Annotated in this window: 21 protein-coding genes; 12 read left to right on the forward strand and 9 right to left on the reverse strand. The window is 63.5% G+C overall.

What is annotated here, in order from left to right:
* Positions 1-51: 51 nt before the first annotated feature.
* The gene (locus tag AC1DXM_RS06455; protein ID WP_203277409.1) at positions 52-726 is read left to right on the forward strand and encodes an ArsR/SmtB family transcription factor; all 675 of its coding nucleotides are present in this window, start codon (positions 52-54) and stop codon (positions 724-726) included.
* A gap of 228 nt (positions 727-954) precedes the next feature.
* Here the strand turns inward: AC1DXM_RS06455 and ligD are convergent, their stop codons facing one another.
* Both ligD and ku read right to left on the reverse strand, forming a co-directional pair.
* Positions 955-3,462, reverse strand: a complete 2,508-nt coding sequence (gene ligD / locus AC1DXM_RS06460) for a DNA ligase D (protein ID WP_477232298.1) — start codon at positions 3,460-3,462, stop codon at positions 955-957.
* An 11-nt stretch (positions 3,463-3,473) separates the two neighbouring features.
* Positions 3,474-4,340 carry a non-homologous end joining protein Ku gene (ku, locus tag AC1DXM_RS06465; protein WP_477232299.1) on the reverse strand — a complete coding sequence of 289 codons (867 nt, stop codon included), beginning with the start codon at positions 4,338-4,340 and terminating at the stop codon, positions 3,474-3,476.
* A 353-nt stretch (positions 4,341-4,693) separates the two neighbouring features.
* On the opposite strand from ku, the gene AC1DXM_RS06470 reads away from it, so the two are divergent.
* Together AC1DXM_RS06470 and AC1DXM_RS06475 are read left to right on the forward strand one after the other, a co-directional pair.
* Positions 4,694-4,834 (forward strand): hypothetical protein, encoded by a 141-nt coding sequence (locus AC1DXM_RS06470; protein ID WP_023672040.1) that lies wholly within the window; start codon positions 4,694-4,696, stop codon positions 4,832-4,834.
* Between the two features lie 179 nt (positions 4,835-5,013).
* Positions 5,014-5,439 (forward strand): thiol-disulfide oxidoreductase DCC family protein, encoded by a 426-nt coding sequence (locus AC1DXM_RS06475; protein ID WP_477232300.1) that lies wholly within the window; start codon positions 5,014-5,016, stop codon positions 5,437-5,439.
* Positions 5,440-5,530: 91 nt separating this feature from the next.
* On the opposite strand, the gene AC1DXM_RS06480 is transcribed toward AC1DXM_RS06475, so the two are convergent.
* Positions 5,531-5,992 carry a RidA family protein gene (locus tag AC1DXM_RS06480; protein WP_477232301.1) on the reverse strand — a complete coding sequence of 154 codons (462 nt, stop codon included), beginning with the start codon at positions 5,990-5,992 and terminating at the stop codon, positions 5,531-5,533.
* Between the two features lie 226 nt (positions 5,993-6,218).
* On the opposite strand from AC1DXM_RS06480, the gene AC1DXM_RS06485 reads away from it, so the two are divergent.
* Positions 6,219-6,587 carry a YciI family protein gene (locus AC1DXM_RS06485; protein WP_112559104.1) on the forward strand — a complete coding sequence of 123 codons (369 nt, stop codon included), beginning with the start codon at positions 6,219-6,221 and terminating at the stop codon, positions 6,585-6,587.
* A gap of 7 nt (positions 6,588-6,594) precedes the next feature.
* Positions 6,595-7,839 (forward strand): RNA polymerase sigma factor, encoded by a 1,245-nt coding sequence (locus AC1DXM_RS06490; RefSeq protein WP_477232302.1) that lies wholly within the window; start codon positions 6,595-6,597, stop codon positions 7,837-7,839.
* Between the two features lie 7 nt (positions 7,840-7,846).
* Here AC1DXM_RS06490 and AC1DXM_RS06495 read toward each other — a convergent pair whose 3' ends face one another.
* From AC1DXM_RS06495 to AC1DXM_RS06505, 3 genes are all read right to left on the reverse strand, one after another.
* On the reverse strand, positions 7,847-8,473 hold the full coding sequence (locus AC1DXM_RS06495) for a glutathione S-transferase family protein (protein ID WP_477232303.1): 627 nt from the start codon (positions 8,471-8,473) through the stop codon (positions 7,847-7,849).
* A 120-nt stretch (positions 8,474-8,593) separates the two neighbouring features.
* The gene (cysK, locus tag AC1DXM_RS06500) at positions 8,594-9,574 is read right to left on the reverse strand and encodes a cysteine synthase A (protein WP_477232304.1); all 981 of its coding nucleotides are present in this window, start codon (positions 9,572-9,574) and stop codon (positions 8,594-8,596) included.
* A 186-nt stretch (positions 9,575-9,760) separates the two neighbouring features.
* On the reverse strand, positions 9,761-10,378 hold the full coding sequence (locus AC1DXM_RS06505; RefSeq protein WP_477232305.1) for a LysE family translocator: 618 nt from the start codon (positions 10,376-10,378) through the stop codon (positions 9,761-9,763).
* A 215-nt stretch (positions 10,379-10,593) separates the two neighbouring features.
* Between AC1DXM_RS06505 and AC1DXM_RS06510 the strand changes: the two genes are divergently transcribed.
* A complete protein-coding gene (locus AC1DXM_RS06510) occupies positions 10,594-11,526 on the forward strand; it encodes a hypothetical protein (RefSeq protein WP_477232306.1) in 933 nt (310 codons plus the stop codon).
* On the opposite strand, the gene AC1DXM_RS06515 is transcribed toward AC1DXM_RS06510, so the two are convergent.
* From AC1DXM_RS06515 to hrcA, 3 genes are all read right to left on the reverse strand, one after another.
* Positions 11,505-12,854 (reverse strand): PQQ-dependent sugar dehydrogenase, encoded by a 1,350-nt coding sequence (locus tag AC1DXM_RS06515; RefSeq protein ID WP_477232307.1) that lies wholly within the window; start codon positions 12,852-12,854, stop codon positions 11,505-11,507. The genes AC1DXM_RS06510 and AC1DXM_RS06515 overlap by 22 nt on opposite strands.
* Before the next feature lie 103 nt (positions 12,855-12,957).
* On the reverse strand, positions 12,958-13,161 hold the full coding sequence (locus AC1DXM_RS06520) for a hypothetical protein (protein ID WP_192258685.1): 204 nt from the start codon (positions 13,159-13,161) through the stop codon (positions 12,958-12,960).
* A gap of 36 nt (positions 13,162-13,197) precedes the next feature.
* Positions 13,198-14,283, reverse strand: coding sequence for a heat-inducible transcriptional repressor HrcA (gene hrcA / locus AC1DXM_RS06525; protein ID WP_112559112.1), 1,086 nt, complete (start codon positions 14,281-14,283; stop codon positions 13,198-13,200).
* Between the two features lie 232 nt (positions 14,284-14,515).
* Between hrcA and rph the strand changes: the two genes are divergently transcribed.
* From rph to AC1DXM_RS06555, 6 genes are all read left to right on the forward strand, one after another.
* The gene (gene rph / locus AC1DXM_RS06530) at positions 14,516-15,232 is read left to right on the forward strand and encodes a ribonuclease PH (RefSeq protein ID WP_477232308.1); all 717 of its coding nucleotides are present in this window, start codon (positions 14,516-14,518) and stop codon (positions 15,230-15,232) included.
* Positions 15,233-15,417: 185 nt separating this feature from the next.
* Complete coding sequence (locus tag AC1DXM_RS06535) at positions 15,418-15,828, forward strand: VOC family protein (protein ID WP_477232309.1); 411 nt, start codon at positions 15,418-15,420, stop codon at positions 15,826-15,828.
* Positions 15,828-16,475, forward strand: a complete 648-nt coding sequence (gene rdgB, locus AC1DXM_RS06540; protein ID WP_477232310.1) for an RdgB/HAM1 family non-canonical purine NTP pyrophosphatase — start codon at positions 15,828-15,830, stop codon at positions 16,473-16,475. Before AC1DXM_RS06535 ends, rdgB begins: the two co-directional genes overlap by 1 nt.
* On the forward strand, positions 16,475-17,632 hold the full coding sequence (hemW, locus tag AC1DXM_RS06545) for a radical SAM family heme chaperone HemW (protein ID WP_477232311.1): 1,158 nt from the start codon (positions 16,475-16,477) through the stop codon (positions 17,630-17,632). Before rdgB ends, hemW begins: the two co-directional genes overlap by 1 nt.
* A gap of 114 nt (positions 17,633-17,746) precedes the next feature.
* Entirely contained in the window at positions 17,747-18,070 is a 324-nt protein-coding gene (locus AC1DXM_RS06550) for a hypothetical protein (RefSeq protein ID WP_477232312.1), read from the forward strand.
* Positions 18,071-18,138: 68 nt separating this feature from the next.
* Positions 18,139-18,462, forward strand: a complete 324-nt coding sequence (locus tag AC1DXM_RS06555) for a low molecular weight protein tyrosine phosphatase family protein (protein WP_477232313.1) — start codon at positions 18,139-18,141, stop codon at positions 18,460-18,462.
* Positions 18,463-18,603 lie beyond the last annotated feature (141 nt).

Genomic DNA, 18,603 nt, shown 5'->3' on the forward strand with positions numbered 1-18,603 from the left:
CGCCCGACATTAGTGATTATCTCGCAAGAATGCTTCGATGGATACCTAACTATGCGTGAAGGACCCGACATCGCCCGCATCGCCAGCCTGGTCGGCGATCCGGCGCGGGCAAACATGCTGAATGCGCTGATGGGCGGCACGGCTTTGACGGCAAGCGAACTGGCGCTGGAGGCCGGCGTGTCGCTGCCGACCGCGTCCTCGCATTTGTCCAAACTGATGGAGGGCGGGCTGCTGACTTTGGCCAGCCAGGGCCGGCACCGCTATTACGGCCTCGCCGGACCGCAGGTGGCGGGCATGATCGAAGCCATCACCGGCGTGGCGGAAGCCGTTGGCCCCAAACGCGTGCGGCCGGGTCCGCGCGACGGCGCCATGCGCGTCGCCCGCGTCTGCTACGACCACCTCGCCGGCGAACAGGCGGTGGCGATGCTGGACCGGCTCGTCGCGCGCGACATTCTTTTGCGCGACGACCAGGAGATCAGGCTCGGGCCGTCGGCGGCATCGCATTTTTCGGCCATCGGCATCGATGTCGGCGCCAAGCCGCGCCGGCCGGTCTGCCGCGCCTGCCTCGACTGGAGCGTGCGCCGCTCGCACCTCGCCGGCACGCTGGGCGCGGCGATCCTCGACAAGATCCTGGCGGAGAAATGGGCAAGGCGGGAGAAGGATAGTCGCGCCGTGGTGTTTTCACCGCCGGGGAAACAGGCGTTTGAGCGGGTGTTTTTGGCTTAGTTTGCCGGTGCCGATTTCGCGATGCTGGCRGGACAGCGCCCCCCTCTGTCCTGCCGGACATCTCCCCCACAAGGGGGGAGATTGGCAGCTGCGCGGCATCGCCAGTCTTACGGCGTCGGTGATTGGCGAAAGCTGAGGTGACATCCAATCTCCCCCCTTGAGGGGGAGATGTCCGGCAGGACAGAGGGGGGTGTGACGGATCTCCAGCGTAGGCGAGAAGCGTGCGCCTCACCCCCGCTTCAGCACCTTCGCCTGCTTGAAGAAATCCGCCCACGGATCAGCCTTCTCCAATTGCTTCAGCGTCGTCTTGTCGCCGATCGGAAATGCATTCGGCGCCAGCCCCGCTTCCACCTCCGCCCATGTCACCGGAATGGACACCGTCGCGCCCTTCTTGGCGCGTGAGGAGTAGGGCGCGACCGTGGTCGAACCCCTGCCGTTGCGCAGATAGTCGACGAAGATTTTTCCGGTGCGCGCCTTCTTCGACAGCGTTGCCGTGTAGCGGTCGGGCGCGGCCTGCTCCAGCGCCTTGGCGAAATCATGCGAGAAGGTTTTGACCGCCTCCCAATCCGCTGACGGTTTTAGAGGCACCAGCACGTGATAGCCCTTGCCGCCCGACGGCTTGACGAAATTGGGCAGCGACAGATCGTCGAGCTTGCCTCGGATGTCGAGCGCTGCCTCGCGCACCGCCTTGACGTCGACGCCCTCGTCGGGATCGAGATCGAAGATGATCTGGTCGGGCTTTTCCAGCTCGTCGGTCGTGCAGCCCCAGATGTGGACCTCGACCACACCGTACTGGACCAGAGCGGCAAGGCCGTCGAAATCGCGGATGAACAGGATTTCCTCGCCGTCGGTCGGATCCTTCATCCGAGCGATCTTGTCGCTCATGCCGGCCGAGGCGTGTTTCTGGAAGAAGCGCGGCCCGCCTATGCCGTCCGGCGCCCTGACCAGGCTGAGCGGCCGGTTGATGATGAACTGCTCCATGCGCGGCCAGACCAGCGCGTAGTGCTCGAGCAAAGCCTGCTTGGATATTTTTTCGTCGGGCCACAGCAGTTTTTCGGGATGGGAGATTTTTACGCTGGTGGTCATTGCCCCAGCTTTCGTCCCGGAAGCCTTGCCGGCGCTGCTTGCCGCAGGCTTTGCCTTGCTCGACGGTTTCGATGGCTTTTCCTGCACGACTTCCTCCGCCGGCTTGTCCTCGCGCAGTCCCTGGAACGACGCGTGGCGTATTATACGGTCCGAGGTCCAGCTGCGGAACTCCACTTCGCCGACCAGTTCAGGCTTGACCCAGACCAGGCCTTTGCCCTTCGGCACGGCGGCGGCGAAAGGCGATGATTCTGCCTTCAGCGCATCGAGCTTCTTCTTCAGGTCCGTCGCGCCCTTGACCGAAAAGCCGGTGCCGACGCGGCCGGCATAATTGAGCTTGCCGCCTTCGAAATAGCCGACCAGCAGCGAGCGCAGGCCGCGGCCGGTCTTTTCCGAGGGCAGATAGCCGCCAATGACGAATTCCTGGCGCTCCGTGCATTTGGACTTTACCCAGCTTGGGCCGCGGCCGCTGCGATAGGGCGCGTCGGCGCGCTTGGAAACGATGCCTTCCAGCCCCATGCGGCAGGCATGCTGCAGCATGATCTTGCCAGGCTCGGCGAAATGATCGCTGAAGCGGACGGCGGCATTTTCGGACGGCTCACCAAGCAGCTCCTGCAGCGCCTGCTTGCGCTCGACCAGCGGCTCGGCGCGCAGATCCTTGCCGTCGAGCCGCATCAGGTCGAAGACGTAGTAGGTGAAGCGGCTGGTGCGATTGGCCGAGAGATCCTGTTGCAGCAGCGCGAAGGACGAAACGCCGCTGTCGGCCAGCACGACGATCTCGCCATCGATGATGGCGTCGCTGCATTTCAGCTGGGCGAGTTCGGCAACGATCTCGGAGCCGAATTTCTCCGTCCAGTCGAGGCCGGTGCGGGTCAGAAGCCGCACCTCGGTGCCGGCGATCTGCGCCTGCATGCGGTAGCCGTCGAATTTGACTTCGTGCAGCCAGTCCTTGCCGGGCGGCGCCTCGCGCTCCAGCGTCGCCAGCTGCGGCTCGATGAAATCGAGACGCTTGCCGGCCTTCGCCTTGCTGGAGGCGGCAGGCTTGTTGGAATGCCAGACCTTCGGCTTCTTGCCGTCGACGGTCTTGCCCTCCGCGACCTGCTCGATGGTGAGGCCGGATTTCACCGATTCCGGTGCGTCCTTCAGAATGTCTTCGCCCGGGCGGGCAGCGGCATCGTCGGATTTGATCAGCAGCCAGTTGTCACGCTTTTCACCCGCGCGTGGCTTCAGCCTGACCAGATGCCACAGGCCGTTCAGCTTCTTTCCTTTGAGCTCGAATGAGATGTGGCCCTTCTTCATCGCCTTGGCGGGGTCGATCTCGGGCGTCCATGTGCCTTCGTCCCAGACGATGACGGTGCCGCCGCCATATTCGCCCTTGGGGATGGTGCCTTCGAAGGACGCATAGTCGAGCGGGTGGTCCTCGACATGCACGGCCAGCCGCTTTTCGTGCGGATCGAGGCTCGGGCCGCGCGTCACCGCCCAGCTCCACAAGACGCCGTCATGCTCGAGGCGGAAATCGTAATGCAGCCTGGTGGCGTCGTGTTTCTGGATGACGAAGATGCCGCCGGATGTCTTGCCGCGCGTGACCTTGCCGGCAGGCTCGGCGGTTTTCTTGAAATCGCGCTTGGACTGATATTGTTCAAGGCTGGCCATGGTGCTGGGCCTCACGCCGATTTGCGTTTGGGCGCGGCGGCTTTCGCCTTGCCGCTTTTGGCCGCCGGCCTGGCCTTCTTGGCCGAGCCTTTCGCCGTGCCGCCATCCGACAGGCTCTTCTTCAGCGCGTCGAACAGATTGACCACGTTGGACGGCTTGGGCGCGGCCTGTGGCTTCGGCGCCTTCTTGCCGGCCTTCTTGGCGCGGATCAGCTCGAGCAGCGCGTCCTCATATTTGTCCTCGAATTTCGACGGATCGAACTTCGCCTTCTTCTTGTCGATGATGAGTTCGGCGAGATCGGTCATCTCCTGGTCGGTCTTCACCGCCTCAATGTCGCCGAAGACGCTGTCGGGCTGCCGCACTGTGTTGTCGTAGCGCAAAGTGGTCAGCACCATGCCTTTGCCGAGCGGCTCGATAACGACGGGACGTTCCCGCTGATAGAGCACGATGCGCGCCAGCCCGGCCATCTTCTTGCCGGCCATGGCGTCGCGGATGACGGCAAAGGCTTCCTCCGACACCTTGTCGGCCGGCGCGACATAATAGGGCGTGTCGAGATAGATCTGCTGGATAGAGGCTTTGTCGACGAAGCCGTCCAGCGCCATGGTGTGCGACGACTCGATCTGCACCGCGGCGATCTCGTCTTCCTCGATATGGACGAAGTCGCCGTCATCGAGTTCGTAGCCCTTGATCTCATTGCCTTCGTCCAGCGGCTCGCCAGTTTCGGCATCGACATAGATGCGCTTGACCGTGTTGCCGGTCTTGCGGTTCAGCACCCTAAACGAGACCTTTTCGGTGTGGGTGACGACGTTGGTCAGTTCGACGGCGCAGGTGACCAGCGACAGTTTCAGATAGCCCTTCCAGGCGGGGCGCGGTGCCATGGCGAAACTCCTGCGCGATGCGGTTCAACCGAGAACGGGTAAAGCCGGTTCCGGTTCCGATTGCTGCCTGGCGGCTTTGCAGCCATGCGCACGGAAATTTCGCGGGGCTCGCCGAAATTGAAACAGAACCGCGCCCAAGCGACATCCAGACGAAACATATGTGATGCAAAAGTCACATTGGCCGGAAAGGGCTCAAAAGGCTCTGAAAGACCCCGAAACCGCCGCATTCCGGCCACGAAGCGACTGGTTTTCGACCGAAGATTAACATCGTGTTCACCGACTATTCACGCCTCGACGCTATGATCCCCGCAATCGGACGGGACATCCGAAAATCGGGACAGGGACTGGGTAAAATGAAATTCTGGGGCCACATCGCCGGCTATGCCGCCGCCATCCGCGAATTCATCGCGCCGACCTATCGGCCGGAGCGCTATTACATGCGCGGACCGGGCCCGGCCTGCGCCCGTCGCGGCAGCTCGCTCGGCGCGCACTGATCATGACGTTCGAAACGCGTCACGACAGCCGGATCTGCAGACCGGGCGCCGACCACCGCGCAACCACCTATCGCGCCGAGCGCCCCGCGCTGGCCGCGAGAAGCCGTGCGACAACGCCGCGGCTTTGATCCCCTAGCCGGCAGGCTTAGTGTCGCCTGACACAAGCTGCCGGATGTCCCGTGACTTCTTCTCCTGAACCCTTCGATGCCAGCCAGCCTTTGATCGTTTTCGATGGCGTCTGCGTGCTGTGCTCGGGCTTCGTGCGCACGGTGGTCAGGCTCGACCGCAAAAACCGCTTCCGCTTCGCCACGGCGCAGTCGCCCTTCGGCGAGGCGCTGTTCCACAAACATGGACTGCGCACCGACAGCTATGAGACCAATCTGGTCCTCATCGGCGGCGCTCCTTTCATGCGGCTGGACAGTTTTGTTGCCGTGATGGCCGAACTCGGCTGGCCGTGGCGAGCGGCGAAAGCCCTGCTGCTGTTGCCGCGCCCCTTGCGCGGCTGGCTTTACGAACGCATCGCCAAAAACCGCTACGCCATCTTCGGCCGCAAGGACAGTTGCGGGATCCCGTCCGCCGCGCTGCGTGCGCGCATGATCGGCTGATCCCATGTCGCCAAAAAGTGACCTCGCACTCGCTCGCCGGGGCTGATCGTGCGCTATCGCGGCTGGCTCAAGCCGAAGGCCTGATCCGACCTCAGTCGGGCAGCGCCGCGACGGCGACGATCTCGATGACGATGTCGGCCTGGGCAAGCGCTACGACACCGATCACTTCCGAAGGCGGCGGATTGTTGTAGCTGCAATGCTTCGGACAATGCTCGGCGAAGAACGCGTCCAGTACGTCGAGACGAAAATTGGGCGAGCTGAGCACGCCGCCATCGGGAAACGGCCCTCTGACGAAGAAGGTCAGCCTGATGAGATGGTCGAGGCCGCTGCCCAGTTCCTCCAGATCCGATTTGATGTTGCCGAGAACTTCACGCCACTGCTCCGCCGCATCGCCGGCGAAGCCGCCGCCTTTCTTGCCGGCTGGATCATAGTCGGCCGATGTCGCGGTGTTGCCGCAGAGATAGACGGTTCCTTTCGCGCCGCTGACGACCGTGCCCTTTGCCCATGGCATCAACCGGCCGTTCTTGAATTTCTTGTGGGTCACGAGTTCCATTCTCTCCTCCCATGCCTCGCGTGACGTGCCCGCCACGACAGAGGATAGTGCTGGGCGCGACCGCTGCCACTCCGGTGCTGCCACCGTCCAGCCAGGAAAGATCTGGTCCTTGCGAAATCGCCTTGTGAAGATGAAAGTTTTTCTGAAGCCTGTCGAAATCGGGCAGGGCCGCGCGACATACGTCCGGCACGCAATGACGCGGCCTTCCTAAGAACGGGAGAAGACCATGCGATACATGCTTTTGATATACGCGAACGAAGCCGCGATGGCGGCCGCGCCGAGCGACAAGACCTACGAGATCAGCGCCGCCTACGGCGCCTACACCGAAGCGTTGAAGAAATCCGGAGCGTGGCTCGCCGGCGACCGACTGAAGCCGACCCAGCTTGCCACCGCGGTGCGGACGGCCAACGGCAAGACCAATGTGCTCGACGGCCCCTACGCCGACACCAAGGAGCAGCTTGCCGGTTTCTACATGATCGAGGCCGAGGACGCCGACGCGGCGATCGCATGGGCAGCGCGCTGTCCAGGCGCCAGCGCCGGCACTATCGAGGTGCGGCCGATCTGGGAAATGACCGAGTACGCCTCTCAGAAATGACCCAGTGATGGACAGTCGACCGGAGATCGCGCGCGCGGCGGCCGAGGCGGCCGCCCGGCAAAGCTACGGCAAGCTCGTCGCCTGGCTCGCGGCGCGCACGCGCGATGTCGCCGGCGCCGAGGACGCGCTGGCGGATGCCTTTGCCGCAGCACTTGAGCGCTGGCCGGAAGCCGGCGTGCCTGAGAAGCCCGAGGCCTGGCTGCTGGCGGTCGCGCGCCGCCGTGGTGTCGATGCGGTGCGCCGTCGGCTGACCAGCGAGGCGAGCCGCGACCATCTCAAGCTGATGGCCGAGGAGATGGAGGCAAGCATGCAAGACGAAGACCTGCCCGACGAGCGTCTCAGGCTGATGTTTGCCTGTGCGCATCCGGCGATCGAGGCCAGCGTGCGGGCGCCGCTGATCCTGCAGACGGTTCTGGGTTTCGACGCGGGAGCAATCGCCTCGGCCTTCCTGGTCTCGCCGGCGACGATGGGCCAGCGCCTGGTGCGCGCCAAGAGCCGCATCCGCGAGATCGGCATTCCGTTCCGCGTACCGGAGCGGGCCGAACTCGGCGAGCGGCTGGATACGGTGCTGGAGGCGATCTACGCCGCTTTCGCTGAGGGCTGGACCGACCCCGCCGGAACTGAAACGCAACGCCGCAATCTGGCGACGGAAGGCATCTGGCTCGGGCGGCTGGTGGCGTCGCTGATGCCCGACGAGCCGGAAGCGCTCGGTCTGCTGGCGCTGATGCTGTTCGCCGAGGCGCGCCGCCCGGCGCGGCGCGATGAAGCCGGCGACTATGTTCCGCTTGCCGATCAGGATTGCCTTCTGTGGGATCACGCGCTGATCGACGAGGCCGAAGCGCTGCTCGGCCACGCTGCGACCATGGGCGTCATCGGCCGCTACCAACTCGAAGCGGCCGTGCAGTCGGTGCACGCGACGCGGCGGCGGACCGGCCAGACCGACTGGGCGGCGATCCGAAATTTTTACGATGCGCTGTCGGCCATTGCCGGGTCGCCGGTGGTGGCGATCAACCGCGCCGTGGCGATCGCCGAGGTCGACGGGGCGGCGGCGGGACTTGCGGCGCTTTACGTGCTCGGCGACGACAAGCGGCTTAACGACTATCAACCCTACTGGGCTGCCCGCGCCGGCCTGCTGGCCAGGCTCGGCAATGCAGCGCAAGCGGTCGAAGCCTATGACCGGGCGATCGGCCTCGAGCGCGACCCGGCCGTGCGCCGCTTCCTGCAGGCGAAACGGGCGATCCTGCGAAATTGAGCGCCGCTCAACTCGGCCACATCTCATGCGATGCGTTGAGCCGTTTCATCAGCGGATGCGCGCGCAATGTCGACCACAGGCGTTCGATGTTCGGCCAGTCCGCCCGCGCCTTGTCGACATCAGGGTGCCAGGCCACCAGCATGACGAGATAGATGTCGGCCAGCGACATCGCGTCGCCGACCATCCAATCTCGCCCCTCAAGTGCTGCATCGACAATGGCGAAGCCGCGGTCCATCTCGGCAATGGCTGCCTGCTTGACGGCTTTCTTGCCCTCGGCATCGGTGGTGTAGCGATGGGCATAGTATAGACGCAGGATGGCTGGGTAGAGCACCGACGACATGAACGCCATCCAGCGCAGGAAATCGGCGCGATCCGGCGATCCGGCGGCCGGCGCCAGACCCGCCTGCGGGTGGCGCTCGGCAAGCAGGATGCAGATCGCCGCCGATTCGGTTATCGACTGACCGCTGGGCAAGGTCAGGACCGGAACCTGGTTCAACGGGCTGATGTCGAGGAAAGTCGGGTCCGGCGGGTCTTTCTTCGGCACATCGATCTGGTCGAATTGCACGTTTGCCAGCGCCAACGCGGCCTCGACGACGAAGCCGCCACTGCCTGGGCGTGTGTAGAGTCTGTACATTCAAATCCTCCCCAACCTGCACGAAGCAGGCCGGGCGATTTGACCCGGAAGCCGCCTTCCGCTCAAGCCGGCGGCTGAAGCCACCAGCGGCTTTTCGGCGGTCCAGCGAAGACGTAAGGACTAAGCCCCCAGCCCGTCGAACAGGATGGTCGACAGATAGCGCTCGGCGAAGGACGGGATGATCACCACCAGGTTCTTGCCCTTGTTCTCCGGCCGCGAGCCGACGACGATTGCCGCCTGGAGTGCGGCGCCCGACGAGATGCCGACCGGCACGCCCTCAAGGCGGGCGACGAGGCGGGCATTGGCGACCGAATCCTCATTGGAGACCTTGACGATCTCGTCATAGATCGAGGTGTCGAGGATCTTTGGCGCGAAGCCGGCGCCGATGCCCTGGATCTTGTGCGGGCCGGGCTGGCCGCCCGACAGCACGGGCGAGGCCTCCGGCTCGACGGCGACGACATGCACCGAAGGCTTGCGCTGCTTCAGCACCTGGCCGACGCCGGTGATGGTGCCGCCGGTGCCGATGCCGGCGACAAAGATGTCGACGCCGCCATCGGTGTCGTTCCAGATCTCCTCGGCCGTGGTGCGACGGTGGATCTCCGGATTGGCCGGGTTTTCGAACTGCTGCGGAATGACCGCATCGGGCAGGGTCGCCGCCAGCTCATCGGCCTTGGCAATGGCACCCTTCATACCCTTGGGACCTTCGGTCAGCACCAGCTCGGCGCCAAGCAGCGCCAGCATCTTGCGGCGCTCCACCGACATGGTTTCAGGCATGGTCAGGATCAGCTTGTAGCCCTTGGCGGCGGCGGCGAAGGCGAGCGCAATGCCGGTATTGCCGGAGGTCGGCTCGATCAGCGTCGTCTTGCCGGGCCTGATGCGGCCCGACGCTTCCAGCGCCTCTATCATCGAAACGCCGATGCGATCCTTGACCGAGGCGATCGGGTTGAAGAATTCGAGCTTGGCCAGAAGGTTGGCAACGACGCCTTTCTCCTTGGCGAATTTGTCGAGCCGCACCAACGGCGTGTCGCCGATCGTCTCGGTGATCGAATTGTAGACGCGGCCGCGGCCGGGCACGCGCGGCGAAGAGACGGGCTTGTTCATTGGTTTCGCTCCCAGATCAGGCAATTGGTCAGGCAATTGGCATCGGCGGACAGAATAGGGCTTTCGATCGCGCAAGATAGGCTGCCGGCCGAAAATATCGAGTGAGGCGCTTGCTGAAAAGGCTGACCTCCCGGAAACGCATTTCCCCGATGGCCGGATTGGCGGAATGGATTGGCTGAAACCGGTCTACTGACGGGCCGCAATGGCTGCGGCTGCGCCAACCATGAAGCCGGCTGCGGTGCGGTTCAGCGCCTTCAGCGCGCGTGGCGATTTCAGGAACCAGCGCGCCTTGGCGGCCAGCGCCAGATAAGGCACCAGCACCACGAAGAGCACGATGACGGTGAGTGCGGCCAGAATGCCGTAGTCGGCGAGGGTGATGGTCTTCAGGTCGACGATGGTCGGCGTGATTGCGAGATAGAAGATCATCGTCTTCGGGTTGCCGAGCGTGACGGTGAGGCCGGCAAGGAAGCTCGATACCAGACCACCCTTGCCTTTCCTGGCCTCGACCGTTTCGGGCGTGATACCGGCGGTCCAGAACCGCCAGCCAAGGAAGGCGAGATAGGCGACGCCCAGCCATTTGATGGCGAGGAAGACCATGCCGAAGGTCTGCGCGACAAAGGCAAGGCCGAGCACCACGGCGGTGAGATAAATGAGGTCGCCGAGCATCAGTCCGAAGGACATGGCCAGCGACGAGCGGAAGCCGGAGCCCAAGGCCCGCGCCACAAGCGCGGTGACGCCAGGGCCGGGAATGGCGGCGGCGATGCCGAGTGCGGCGCTGTAGGCAAGGAAGCCGGTGAGGGTCATGACGGTTGCACCCCTTGAACGGCCCCTGATGCCATGAAAGCCGGCAGGGGTAAAACGGATTCGATTGCGCCAGCAGGATCGGACGGTCGTCAGGGCACGGCCGAAAACGAGAGATGGTTCACTTACGCGCCGTGGGAGAGCGGCTATCCCCCAGCCGCCCCAGCGCACATTGCAATCCCTGCGTTCTTGCGCTGCTACACCGACAGGAGCTGCCCATGCTAGCGAAACGACTTCACATCCAGCTTATGCAATGGAAGCCCTATTCCGAGGCGCGCGGGCACGAGCTGGAATGGTATCTGTGGTTCGAGGGGCGGCAGGCCTTCAGCCTGTTCGACAAGGGCGCAAGCGATATCGCCCCGGCGCCTGGCTACTTTTCCGACAGCCGGAACCCCGGCGCTCATCCCGTTCATCCGATGATCTATCCGCTGGTCGTCAACAACCGCTTCACGGTGCGGCTGGTCGCGTTGGAGCGCGACTCCCCGGACCCCGACGACACTGCCAAGGGCGAATTCTACATCGACCTCGACACCAAATATCCGCCGGTTTCGGACTGGCGCATCGTTGCATCCGATCCGCGCAACAGCGACCTCAACGTGGAAGCCTCATTCCAGCTGCAATGGCTGGACTATGTCGACACCAATGAGATCCCCGACACCGGCGTGCGGCGCATCGTCGACAAGTCCAATTATCCCTACCCTTGGGGCGCCAATGTGATGGTGTTCGAGCACTGGCTCGGGCTTGGCCGCAAGGCAGCGCTCAAGCTTGACGACCAGAACCGCGCATCGCGCCGCGAATACTGGATGATCAACGGCAATGCGGCCCGGCGCATGGTGCAGGACGTCTACCGCTTCAACGTCAACCAGCTGGGCGTCGCCAACGACACGATCAGCAGTGTTTACGTGCCGAAGCTCAATGACGGCCACGTCACGGTGACGCTCTACGAACACGATCTCAGCGACAGCCGCTTCGCGCAAGGGGCGAAGAAGTCCTTCGGCTCGGTCGGCCTCTTCAATCTCAGGGATACCGGTTTCGACGACCGCGTCTCATCGGCCGAGGTGATCCATACCTATCCAAAGGCGATACATCGGGACGTGCACTGGGGCAGCTCTTTGCCAAACCAATGGGCTCAGGAAGGCCCGTCGACATGAGTGATGCGCCAGATGGTGCCGTTGGCATCCTCGGTGAGGATGAGCGCGCCGTCTTTGGCCACCGCGACGCCGACAGGCCGGCCCCACACGGAGTCATTGGAAATGACGAAGCCGGTGATGAAATCCTCATACTCACCGGTCGGTTTGCCATCCTTGAATTTCAGTCGCACCACCTTGTAGCCCGTGCGCACGCCGCGGTTCCAGGACCCGTGCAGGGCAACGAAAGCATCGCCCTTGTACTCGGCCGGGAAATTGCTCCCCTCATAGAAGACGATGTTGAGCGGCGCAGAATGCGCCTGCATCAGCACGTCGGGGATGGTTGCCTTGCCGGCAAGGTCGGGGCGCTCACCCTTGCGGCGTGGATCCTCATTGTTGCCGATGTAGTACCAGGGCCAACCGTAGAAGGCGCCGTCCTTTACAGTGGTTGCGAATTCGAACGGAATGTTGTCGCCGAGCGAGTCGCGCTCGTTGACGACGCACCACAGCGCGCCGGTCGCCGGCTGCACGGTCATACCAGAACAATTGCGCAGGCCAGTGGCAGCGATGCGGCCATTCTTGCCATCGGGGTCGAAGGCCAGCACATCGGCCCGGCCGTCCTCCTCGCCCCATGCGGCACCCAGCGGCATGGATTTGATCCAGGCGTCGAGGCCGCCACGCGGTTCCTTCCCCATGCCCTCGGCGATATTCGATTCGGAGCCGACCGAGACATAAAACGCCTTGCCGTCCGGCGAGAAGGCGATGTCGCGAGTCCAGTGGCCGCCCAAGGGAATGTTGGAGACAATCGTCTCGGGTTCGGCTGAGGCTTTCAGGTCGCCGTTGCGATAGGCGATGCGCACCACGCTGTCGCTGTTGGCGACATAGACCCACTGCGGCTTGTCGCCCGGTGGATAGAAGGCAATGCCGTAGGGTCGGCTCAGGTTGCTGGCAAAGATCGCTTTCTGGACGGGTTTTGCGCTACCCTTTCCGAGACGATAAACGCGTATCTCGTCGTCGTTGCTGTTGGCAACAAACAGGTCGCCATTCGGAGCAACGCGAACGACGCGCGGGTTGGCGATACCGGAGGCGATAAGCTCCGCTGTAAAACCCGGCAGCACAACTGGATTGGCGCCTTCGGGCCTCTCCGCCACGCCGGGGCCATTGGATGCGGATTCGGTGACAAAGGGCGCCTGCAGGTCCTGCGGCTTGATCAGCCGGCGCACGCCCGGTTTGTCCGCCTTCCAGTCGCCGAAAGCGTCCTTGCCGGTCAGCAGCGGTTGATCGGCTTGCTGAGCGTAGGCACTGGTGGCCATAAGCAGGGCAAGGCTCGCGAAGCCGGCAATCCGGATCATGCTGTCCTCCTCGAATTCACGCCGCGCCCGGCTGCTGCATCAGCAGATATTGGGCGGGCGCATCAAAAAATGAAGGTCGCGCACGCAGATACGGGGAACCCCGTCAGCTGTCTTCTTCCTCGACATCGAGATCGTCGTCGAGCCGCTTTTCCAGCGCGACGAGATCGTCCGGCAGCGGCAGGCCCATGGCGCGCATTTCGCGGAGTTTTTCGCGCAGTTGCTCCTGGATTTCGTGCTCGTCCTCGGGCTGGTTGACCATTTCCTCGAGCAGCAGACTGATCTGGGCCTTGAACGATTCAAGCGCCATTCTGCGCCCTCCTTTGCGGTGATACCGGCTTTGGACTTATCTCAACATCCGGGTAATCAATTGGGCAGTGTAGTCGACCATTGGCACGATGCGGGCATAATTCAGCCTGGTCGGGCCGATGACGCCAAGCGCGCCGACGACCCGGGCGTCCTTGTCGCGGTAGGGCGCCACCACCAGCGACGAGCCGGAGAGTGAAAACAGCTTGTTTTCCGAGCCGATGAAGATGCGCACGCCGGGGCCGTCCTCGGCGAGGTCGAGCAGCTGGATCAGCCCGTCCTGCGTTTCCAGGTCCTCGAACAGGTGCCTGAGCAATTCGATGTCTGCCTGGGCGGTGACGTTTTCGAGCAGATTGGCGCGGCCGCGCACGATGAGACGCGCCGGCAGGCCGCTGTCGGCGCCCGCCCACACCGCCAGGCCCTTCTCGACCAGATCCTGCGACAGCGTGTCGAGGGCGGCCCTGGTCTCGTCCTTGATGCGGGCGATCTCGATGCGCGCCTCGGCGAGCGTGCGGCCCCTGATATGGGCGTTGAGGAAGTTGGAGGCTTCATGCAGCTGCGAGACGGTGATGCCGGCCGGCAGATCGACGACGCGGTTCTCGACATCGCCGTTCTGCGACACCATCACGGCCAGCGCCTTGGTCGGCTCAAGCTGGATGAACTCGATGTGCTTCAGCGCCACCTCGTTCTTGGTGGCCAGCACAAGGCCGGCGCCGCGCGACATGCCCGACAACATCTGGCTGGCCTCGGTCAGCATGTGTTCCAGCGTCGCGCCCGAGCCGGAGGCGCGCACCTGCGCCTCGATGACGCGGCGTTCCTCGTCGGAAAGATCGCCGAGTTCCATGAAGGCATCGACAAAGAAGCGCAGGCCCGTCTGCGTCGGCAGGCGCCCGGCCGAGATGTGCGGGGCATAGATGAGGCCGAGATGTTCGAGGTCGCTCATCACATTGCGGATGGTGGCCGGCGACAGCGACGACGGCAGGATACGCGACAGGCTGCGCGATCCCACAGGCTCACCGTCCTTCAGATAGGAATCGACGATGCGCCGGAAAATGTCGCGCGAGCGCATGTCGAGCGACTGCAGCGCGGGTGCCAGCAGACTGGGTTCGGTGACTGCCTTGGTCATTCGGGCCAAAAACCTCCGCCTAAAGGATATAGACTTCCTTCGCCCCTGCGCAACCCGCTGCCGCACTTGCGGTCAGCGGCGTCTGTGTCAGGTCGCCCGGCGTCGCTCTTGCGATCGCCCAATGCCGTATGCGGTCACGGCACCGGGTTTGCGGCCATTTTCCTTTGCGCCATGGGCTGCATGCGTCTACAAGCCGCCGACGCAACCGCAAAAAGAACAGAAAGAGGCCTCGATGCGCCCCTCCAAACGCCAAGCCGACGAAATGCGCGCCATCTCCTTCGAGCGCGGCGTGTCCAAACACGCCGAAGGCTCGTGCCTGGTGAAATTCGGCGACACGCATGTCCTGTGCACGGCGAGCCTGGAGGAAAAGGTGCCGGGCTGGATGCGCAATTCCGGCAAGGGCTGGGTGACGGCTGAATACGGCATGCTGCCGCGCTCGACCGGCGAACGCATGCGCCGCGAAGCTTCTGCCGGCAAGCAAGGCGGCCGCACGCTGGAGATCCAGCGGTTGATCGGCCGCTCGCTGCGCGCGGTCGTCGACCTGCAAGCGCTGGGCGAACAGCAGATCACTGTCGACTGCGATGTCCTCCAGGCCGATGGCGGCACCCGCACGGCCTCGATCACCGGCGGCTGGGTGGCGCTCTACGATTGCCTGCGCTGGATGGAAGCACGGCAGATGGCCAGCGTTGCCAAAGTGCTGAAAGACCATGTCGCGGCGATTTCCTGCGGCATCCATGACGGTCAGCCGGTCATCGATCTCGACTATATCGAGGATTCGTCGGCCGGCACCGACGCCAATTTCGTCATGACCGGCAAGGGCGGCATCGTCGAGATCCAGGGCACCGCCGAGGGCGAGCCTTTCTCCGAAGGGCAGTTCGCGGAGTTGATGGGTCTGGCCAAGAAGGGCATCCAAAGGTTGGTGAGTTTGCAGCAGATGGCTGTGGCGTAAGTTTCTCAAATGCCGAGCCTGGACACCCCCCTCTGGCCTGCCGGCCATCTCCCCCTCAAGGAGGGAGATTGGGTGTCGCTATGGCTTTCGCCAATCTCCAACCTTGCAAAGTGGATGGCAGCCTCAAAGCTGCTGATCTCCCCCCTTGAGGGGGAGATGCCCGGCAGGGCAGAGGGGGGTGCCTCGTGACTCCCTCTGCTATTTTGGAATCCGCTCTCTACGTCACCGATCTCGCCGCCGCCGAAGCGTTCTACCGTGACATCCTCGGCCTCGAGGTCCTCGGCAAGGTCGACGGCCGCCATCTCTTCTTCCGCTGCGGCGCCGGCGTTTTGCTGATCTTCAACGCCGAGGCGACCAAAATCCCACCGGCGCCGGATGCGCGGCTGAAAGTGCCGCCACATGGCACGGTCGGCGAGGGCCATCTCTGCTTCGCCGCAAGCGCGGATGAACTCGGGCGTTGGAAGGCGCAGCTTGAGGCGAAAAACATCGCCATCGAAAGCGAATTCGAATGGCCGCAGGGCGGGCGTTCGATCTACATACGCGACCCCTCGGGCAATTCGATCGAATTCGCCGAGCCACGGATCTGGGGCCTTTGATGCATTCTCTCGATGGAAAAAGGATCGTCGTCGCCAGCCACAATGCGGGCAAGCTGCGCGAATTCGGCGATTTGATGGGTCCGTTCGGCTTCGAGGCGAAGTCGGCCAAGGACTATGGCCTGCCGGAACCGGACGAGACCGGCACCACCTTCGAGGAAAACGCCTACATCAAGGCTTTTGCGGCGGCTAAAGCCACCGGCCTGCCGGCGCTGTCGGACGATTCGGGCCTGTGCGTCGACGCGCTCGACGGCGCACCGGGCGTCTACACCGCCAACTGGGCCGAAACCCCGGAAGGCACGCGTGACTTCGGCATGGCCATGCAGCGCACCGAAGTGGCCTTGCAGGAGGTCGGCGCCGCCCAGCCGGCGCAGCGCAAGGGCCGCTTCGTCGCCGTCATCTGCCTCGCCTTCCCAGATGGCGAGGCCGAATACTATCGCGGCGAGGCCGAGGGAACGCTGGTGTGGCCGCCGCGCGGCGAGCTCGGCTTCGGCTACGACCCGGTGTTCCTGCCTGACGGTTTCGACAAGACGTTCGGCGAGATGGATGCCGAGGAAAAGCATGGCTGGAAGCCCGGCCAGCCAACGGCGCTGTCGCACCGCGCCCGAGCTTTCCAGAAATTCGCCCGCGCCAGGTTAGGCTCAGCCTGATGCCGCTGGACCGCAGCCCGGGCTTCGGCGTCTATGTCCACTGGCCGTTCTGCGCGGCCAAATGCCCGTATTGCGACTTCAACAGCCATGTCCGCCACCAGCCGGTCGACCAGGAGCGCTTTGCCCGCGCCTTCGAGACCGAGCTGAAGCATATGCGCGAGCGCACCGGGCCGCGCGAAGTGACCAGCATTTTTCTCGGCGGCGGCACGCCTTCGCTGATGCAGCCGCAGACGGTGGCGGCGGTGCTTGATGCGGTGGCGAAGAACTGGACGGTGCCCGATGGCATCGAGGTGACCCTGGAAGCCAACCCGTCCTCGGTCGAGGCCGAGCGTTTTCGCGGCTACCGCGCCGCCGGCGTCAACCGGGTATCGCTCGGCGTGCAGGCGCTGAACGACAAGGATTTGCGTTTTCTCGGCCGGCTGCACAATGTCGACGAGGCGCTGCATGCCATTGGCCTGGCGCGGGAGATTTTTCCGCGCCTCTCCTTCGATCTGATCTATGCCCGTCCCGGCCAGACGCTGGACGCCTGGCAGGCGGAGCTCGAACAGGCGATCGGTCACGCCGCCGACCATCTGTCGCTCTACCAGCTGACCATCGAGGAAGGCACGCCGTTTCACGCACTGCATGCGGCGCACAAATTCACCATTCCCGACAATGACCGGGCGGCCGACCTCTATGCGCTGACGCAGGAGGTGACCGCCGCGCATGGTTTGCCGGCTTACGAGATTTCCAACCACGCCAGGCCGGGCGCCGAGAGCCGGCACAATCTGACCTACTGGCGCTATGGCGAATATGTCGGCGTCGGGCCGGGCGCGCATGGCCGCTTCATCGAGAACGGCCGCCGCACCGTCACCATCGCCGAGCGGATGCCGGAGACCTGGGCCAATCTGGTCGAGGCCAAGGGCCATGGCGTCACCGGCGGCGAGGTGTTGACGCGCTCGGAAGAGGCCGACGAGTTCCTGCTGATGGGGCTCAGGCTCGCTGAAGGCATCGACCTTACCCGCTACGAGGCGTTTTCCGGGCGCGGCTTGTCCAGCGCGCGGCTGTCGGTGCTGCAGGACGAGGGGCTGGTGGCGCCGATCGGCAATGCAAGGCTGCGCGCCACGCCGGCCGGCATGATCGTGCTCGATGCCGTGGTGGCGGATCTGGCGCGGTAGCCCAGAGGCCAAATGACCGGACTATGGTGGACGATTTGTCGACTCGGACAAGGATGCTAGAAGTTCGGCTTGTTGAACCGAAGGCGTGCCCGCCCATATCCAGATGGTCCTGCGATGAAGTTCCTGATCCACGAGACGCTGCGGACATTGAACACTGATGATGTGTTCGAGTTTGGACTGGGCGAGATCTCTAAACCGTCGAAAGACGAAGATTTCTATGAGGCAGAGGTAATTTTTATCAAGAACGGAAAAGTTCTCACCAAGAGAAAGACAGCCAATCTGAGCGAATTCGGCGTCGTAACCAGCTTTATCACCTACATCGGCATCAGGCTTAGAGCGATCGCCAAGGATGATTCTATAGAATTCGATCTGTATGGACTTACTATGGATCAGTACATCCCTCTGACCAAATCGATACGAGAGATATGGGATGAGTAATTGCACGCGGTGGAGCGCGGTTTGGATTTCTAGTCAGGGCAATAGCTAAAAACTAAAGATGGAAACTCTTGAAGAACGTCCTCTTTGTCTGCAGCCAGAATCGTTTGCGCAGCCCGACTGCCGAGCATGTGTTTTCCAAGCGCAGGGACATCGAGGTCGCCTCAGCCGGCACCAATCATGACGCCGACACGCCGCTGACGCATGAGCTGGTGGCCTGGGCCGACATCATCTTCGTCATGGAAAAGGCGCACCGCACCAAATTGCAGAAGAAATTCAAGGCGAGCCTGAAAAAGGCGCGGGTGATCTGCCTCGATATCCCGGATGATTATCAATTCATGGATCCGGAGCTGGTGCGATTGCTGGAAGTGAGGGTGACGCGATACCTGGGCTGATCGTCGGCGCCACCACCACGCGTTCGTCATCCTCGGGCTTGACCCGAGGATCCATGCCGCGAGGTTAAGGCGTTGCAACGGTTCAGAATTCTGCGCCGCTGCATCCTTCGGTAGGCGTCACAGAATGGATCCTAGGGTCTG

This window comes from Mesorhizobium sp. P3_A2, assembly GCF_056403115.1.

Excerpts from the sequence above, each read along its gene's own strand:
- AC1DXM_RS06455 (WP_203277409.1), top strand. The coding sequence starts at position 52 with ATGCGTGAAGGACCCGACATCGCCCGCATCGCCAGCCTGGTCGGCGAT.
- ligD (WP_477232298.1), bottom strand. The coding sequence starts at position 3,462 with ATGGCCAGCCTTGAACAATATCAGTCCAAGCGCGATTTCAAGAAAACC.
- ku (WP_477232299.1), bottom strand. The coding sequence starts at position 4,340 with ATGGCACCGCGCCCCGCCTGGAAGGGCTATCTGAAACTGTCGCTGGTC.
- AC1DXM_RS06470 (WP_023672040.1), top strand. The coding sequence starts at position 4,694 with ATGAAATTCTGGGGCCACATCGCCGGCTATGCCGCCGCCATCCGCGAA.
- AC1DXM_RS06480 (WP_477232301.1), bottom strand. The coding sequence starts at position 5,992 with ATGGAACTCGTGACCCACAAGAAATTCAAGAACGGCCGGTTGATGCCA.
- AC1DXM_RS06485 (WP_112559104.1), top strand. The coding sequence starts at position 6,219 with ATGCGATACATGCTTTTGATATACGCGAACGAAGCCGCGATGGCGGCC.
- AC1DXM_RS06490 (WP_477232302.1), top strand. The coding sequence starts at position 6,595 with ATGGACAGTCGACCGGAGATCGCGCGCGCGGCGGCCGAGGCGGCCGCC.
- AC1DXM_RS06495 (WP_477232303.1), bottom strand. The coding sequence starts at position 8,473 with ATGTACAGACTCTACACACGCCCAGGCAGTGGCGGCTTCGTCGTCGAG.
- cysK (WP_477232304.1), bottom strand. The coding sequence starts at position 9,574 with ATGAACAAGCCCGTCTCTTCGCCGCGCGTGCCCGGCCGCGGCCGCGTC.
- AC1DXM_RS06505 (WP_477232305.1), bottom strand. The coding sequence starts at position 10,378 with ATGACCCTCACCGGCTTCCTTGCCTACAGCGCCGCACTCGGCATCGCC.
- AC1DXM_RS06510 (WP_477232306.1), top strand. The coding sequence starts at position 10,594 with ATGCTAGCGAAACGACTTCACATCCAGCTTATGCAATGGAAGCCCTAT.
- AC1DXM_RS06515 (WP_477232307.1), bottom strand. The coding sequence starts at position 12,854 with ATGATCCGGATTGCCGGCTTCGCGAGCCTTGCCCTGCTTATGGCCACC.
- AC1DXM_RS06520 (WP_192258685.1), bottom strand. The coding sequence starts at position 13,161 with ATGGCGCTTGAATCGTTCAAGGCCCAGATCAGTCTGCTGCTCGAGGAA.
- hrcA (WP_112559112.1), bottom strand. The coding sequence starts at position 14,283 with ATGACCAAGGCAGTCACCGAACCCAGTCTGCTGGCACCCGCGCTGCAG.
- rph (WP_477232308.1), top strand. The coding sequence starts at position 14,516 with ATGCGCCCCTCCAAACGCCAAGCCGACGAAATGCGCGCCATCTCCTTC.
- rdgB (WP_477232310.1), top strand. The coding sequence starts at position 15,828 with ATGCATTCTCTCGATGGAAAAAGGATCGTCGTCGCCAGCCACAATGCG.
- hemW (WP_477232311.1), top strand. The coding sequence starts at position 16,475 with ATGCCGCTGGACCGCAGCCCGGGCTTCGGCGTCTATGTCCACTGGCCG.
- AC1DXM_RS06550 (WP_477232312.1), top strand. The coding sequence starts at position 17,747 with ATGAAGTTCCTGATCCACGAGACGCTGCGGACATTGAACACTGATGAT.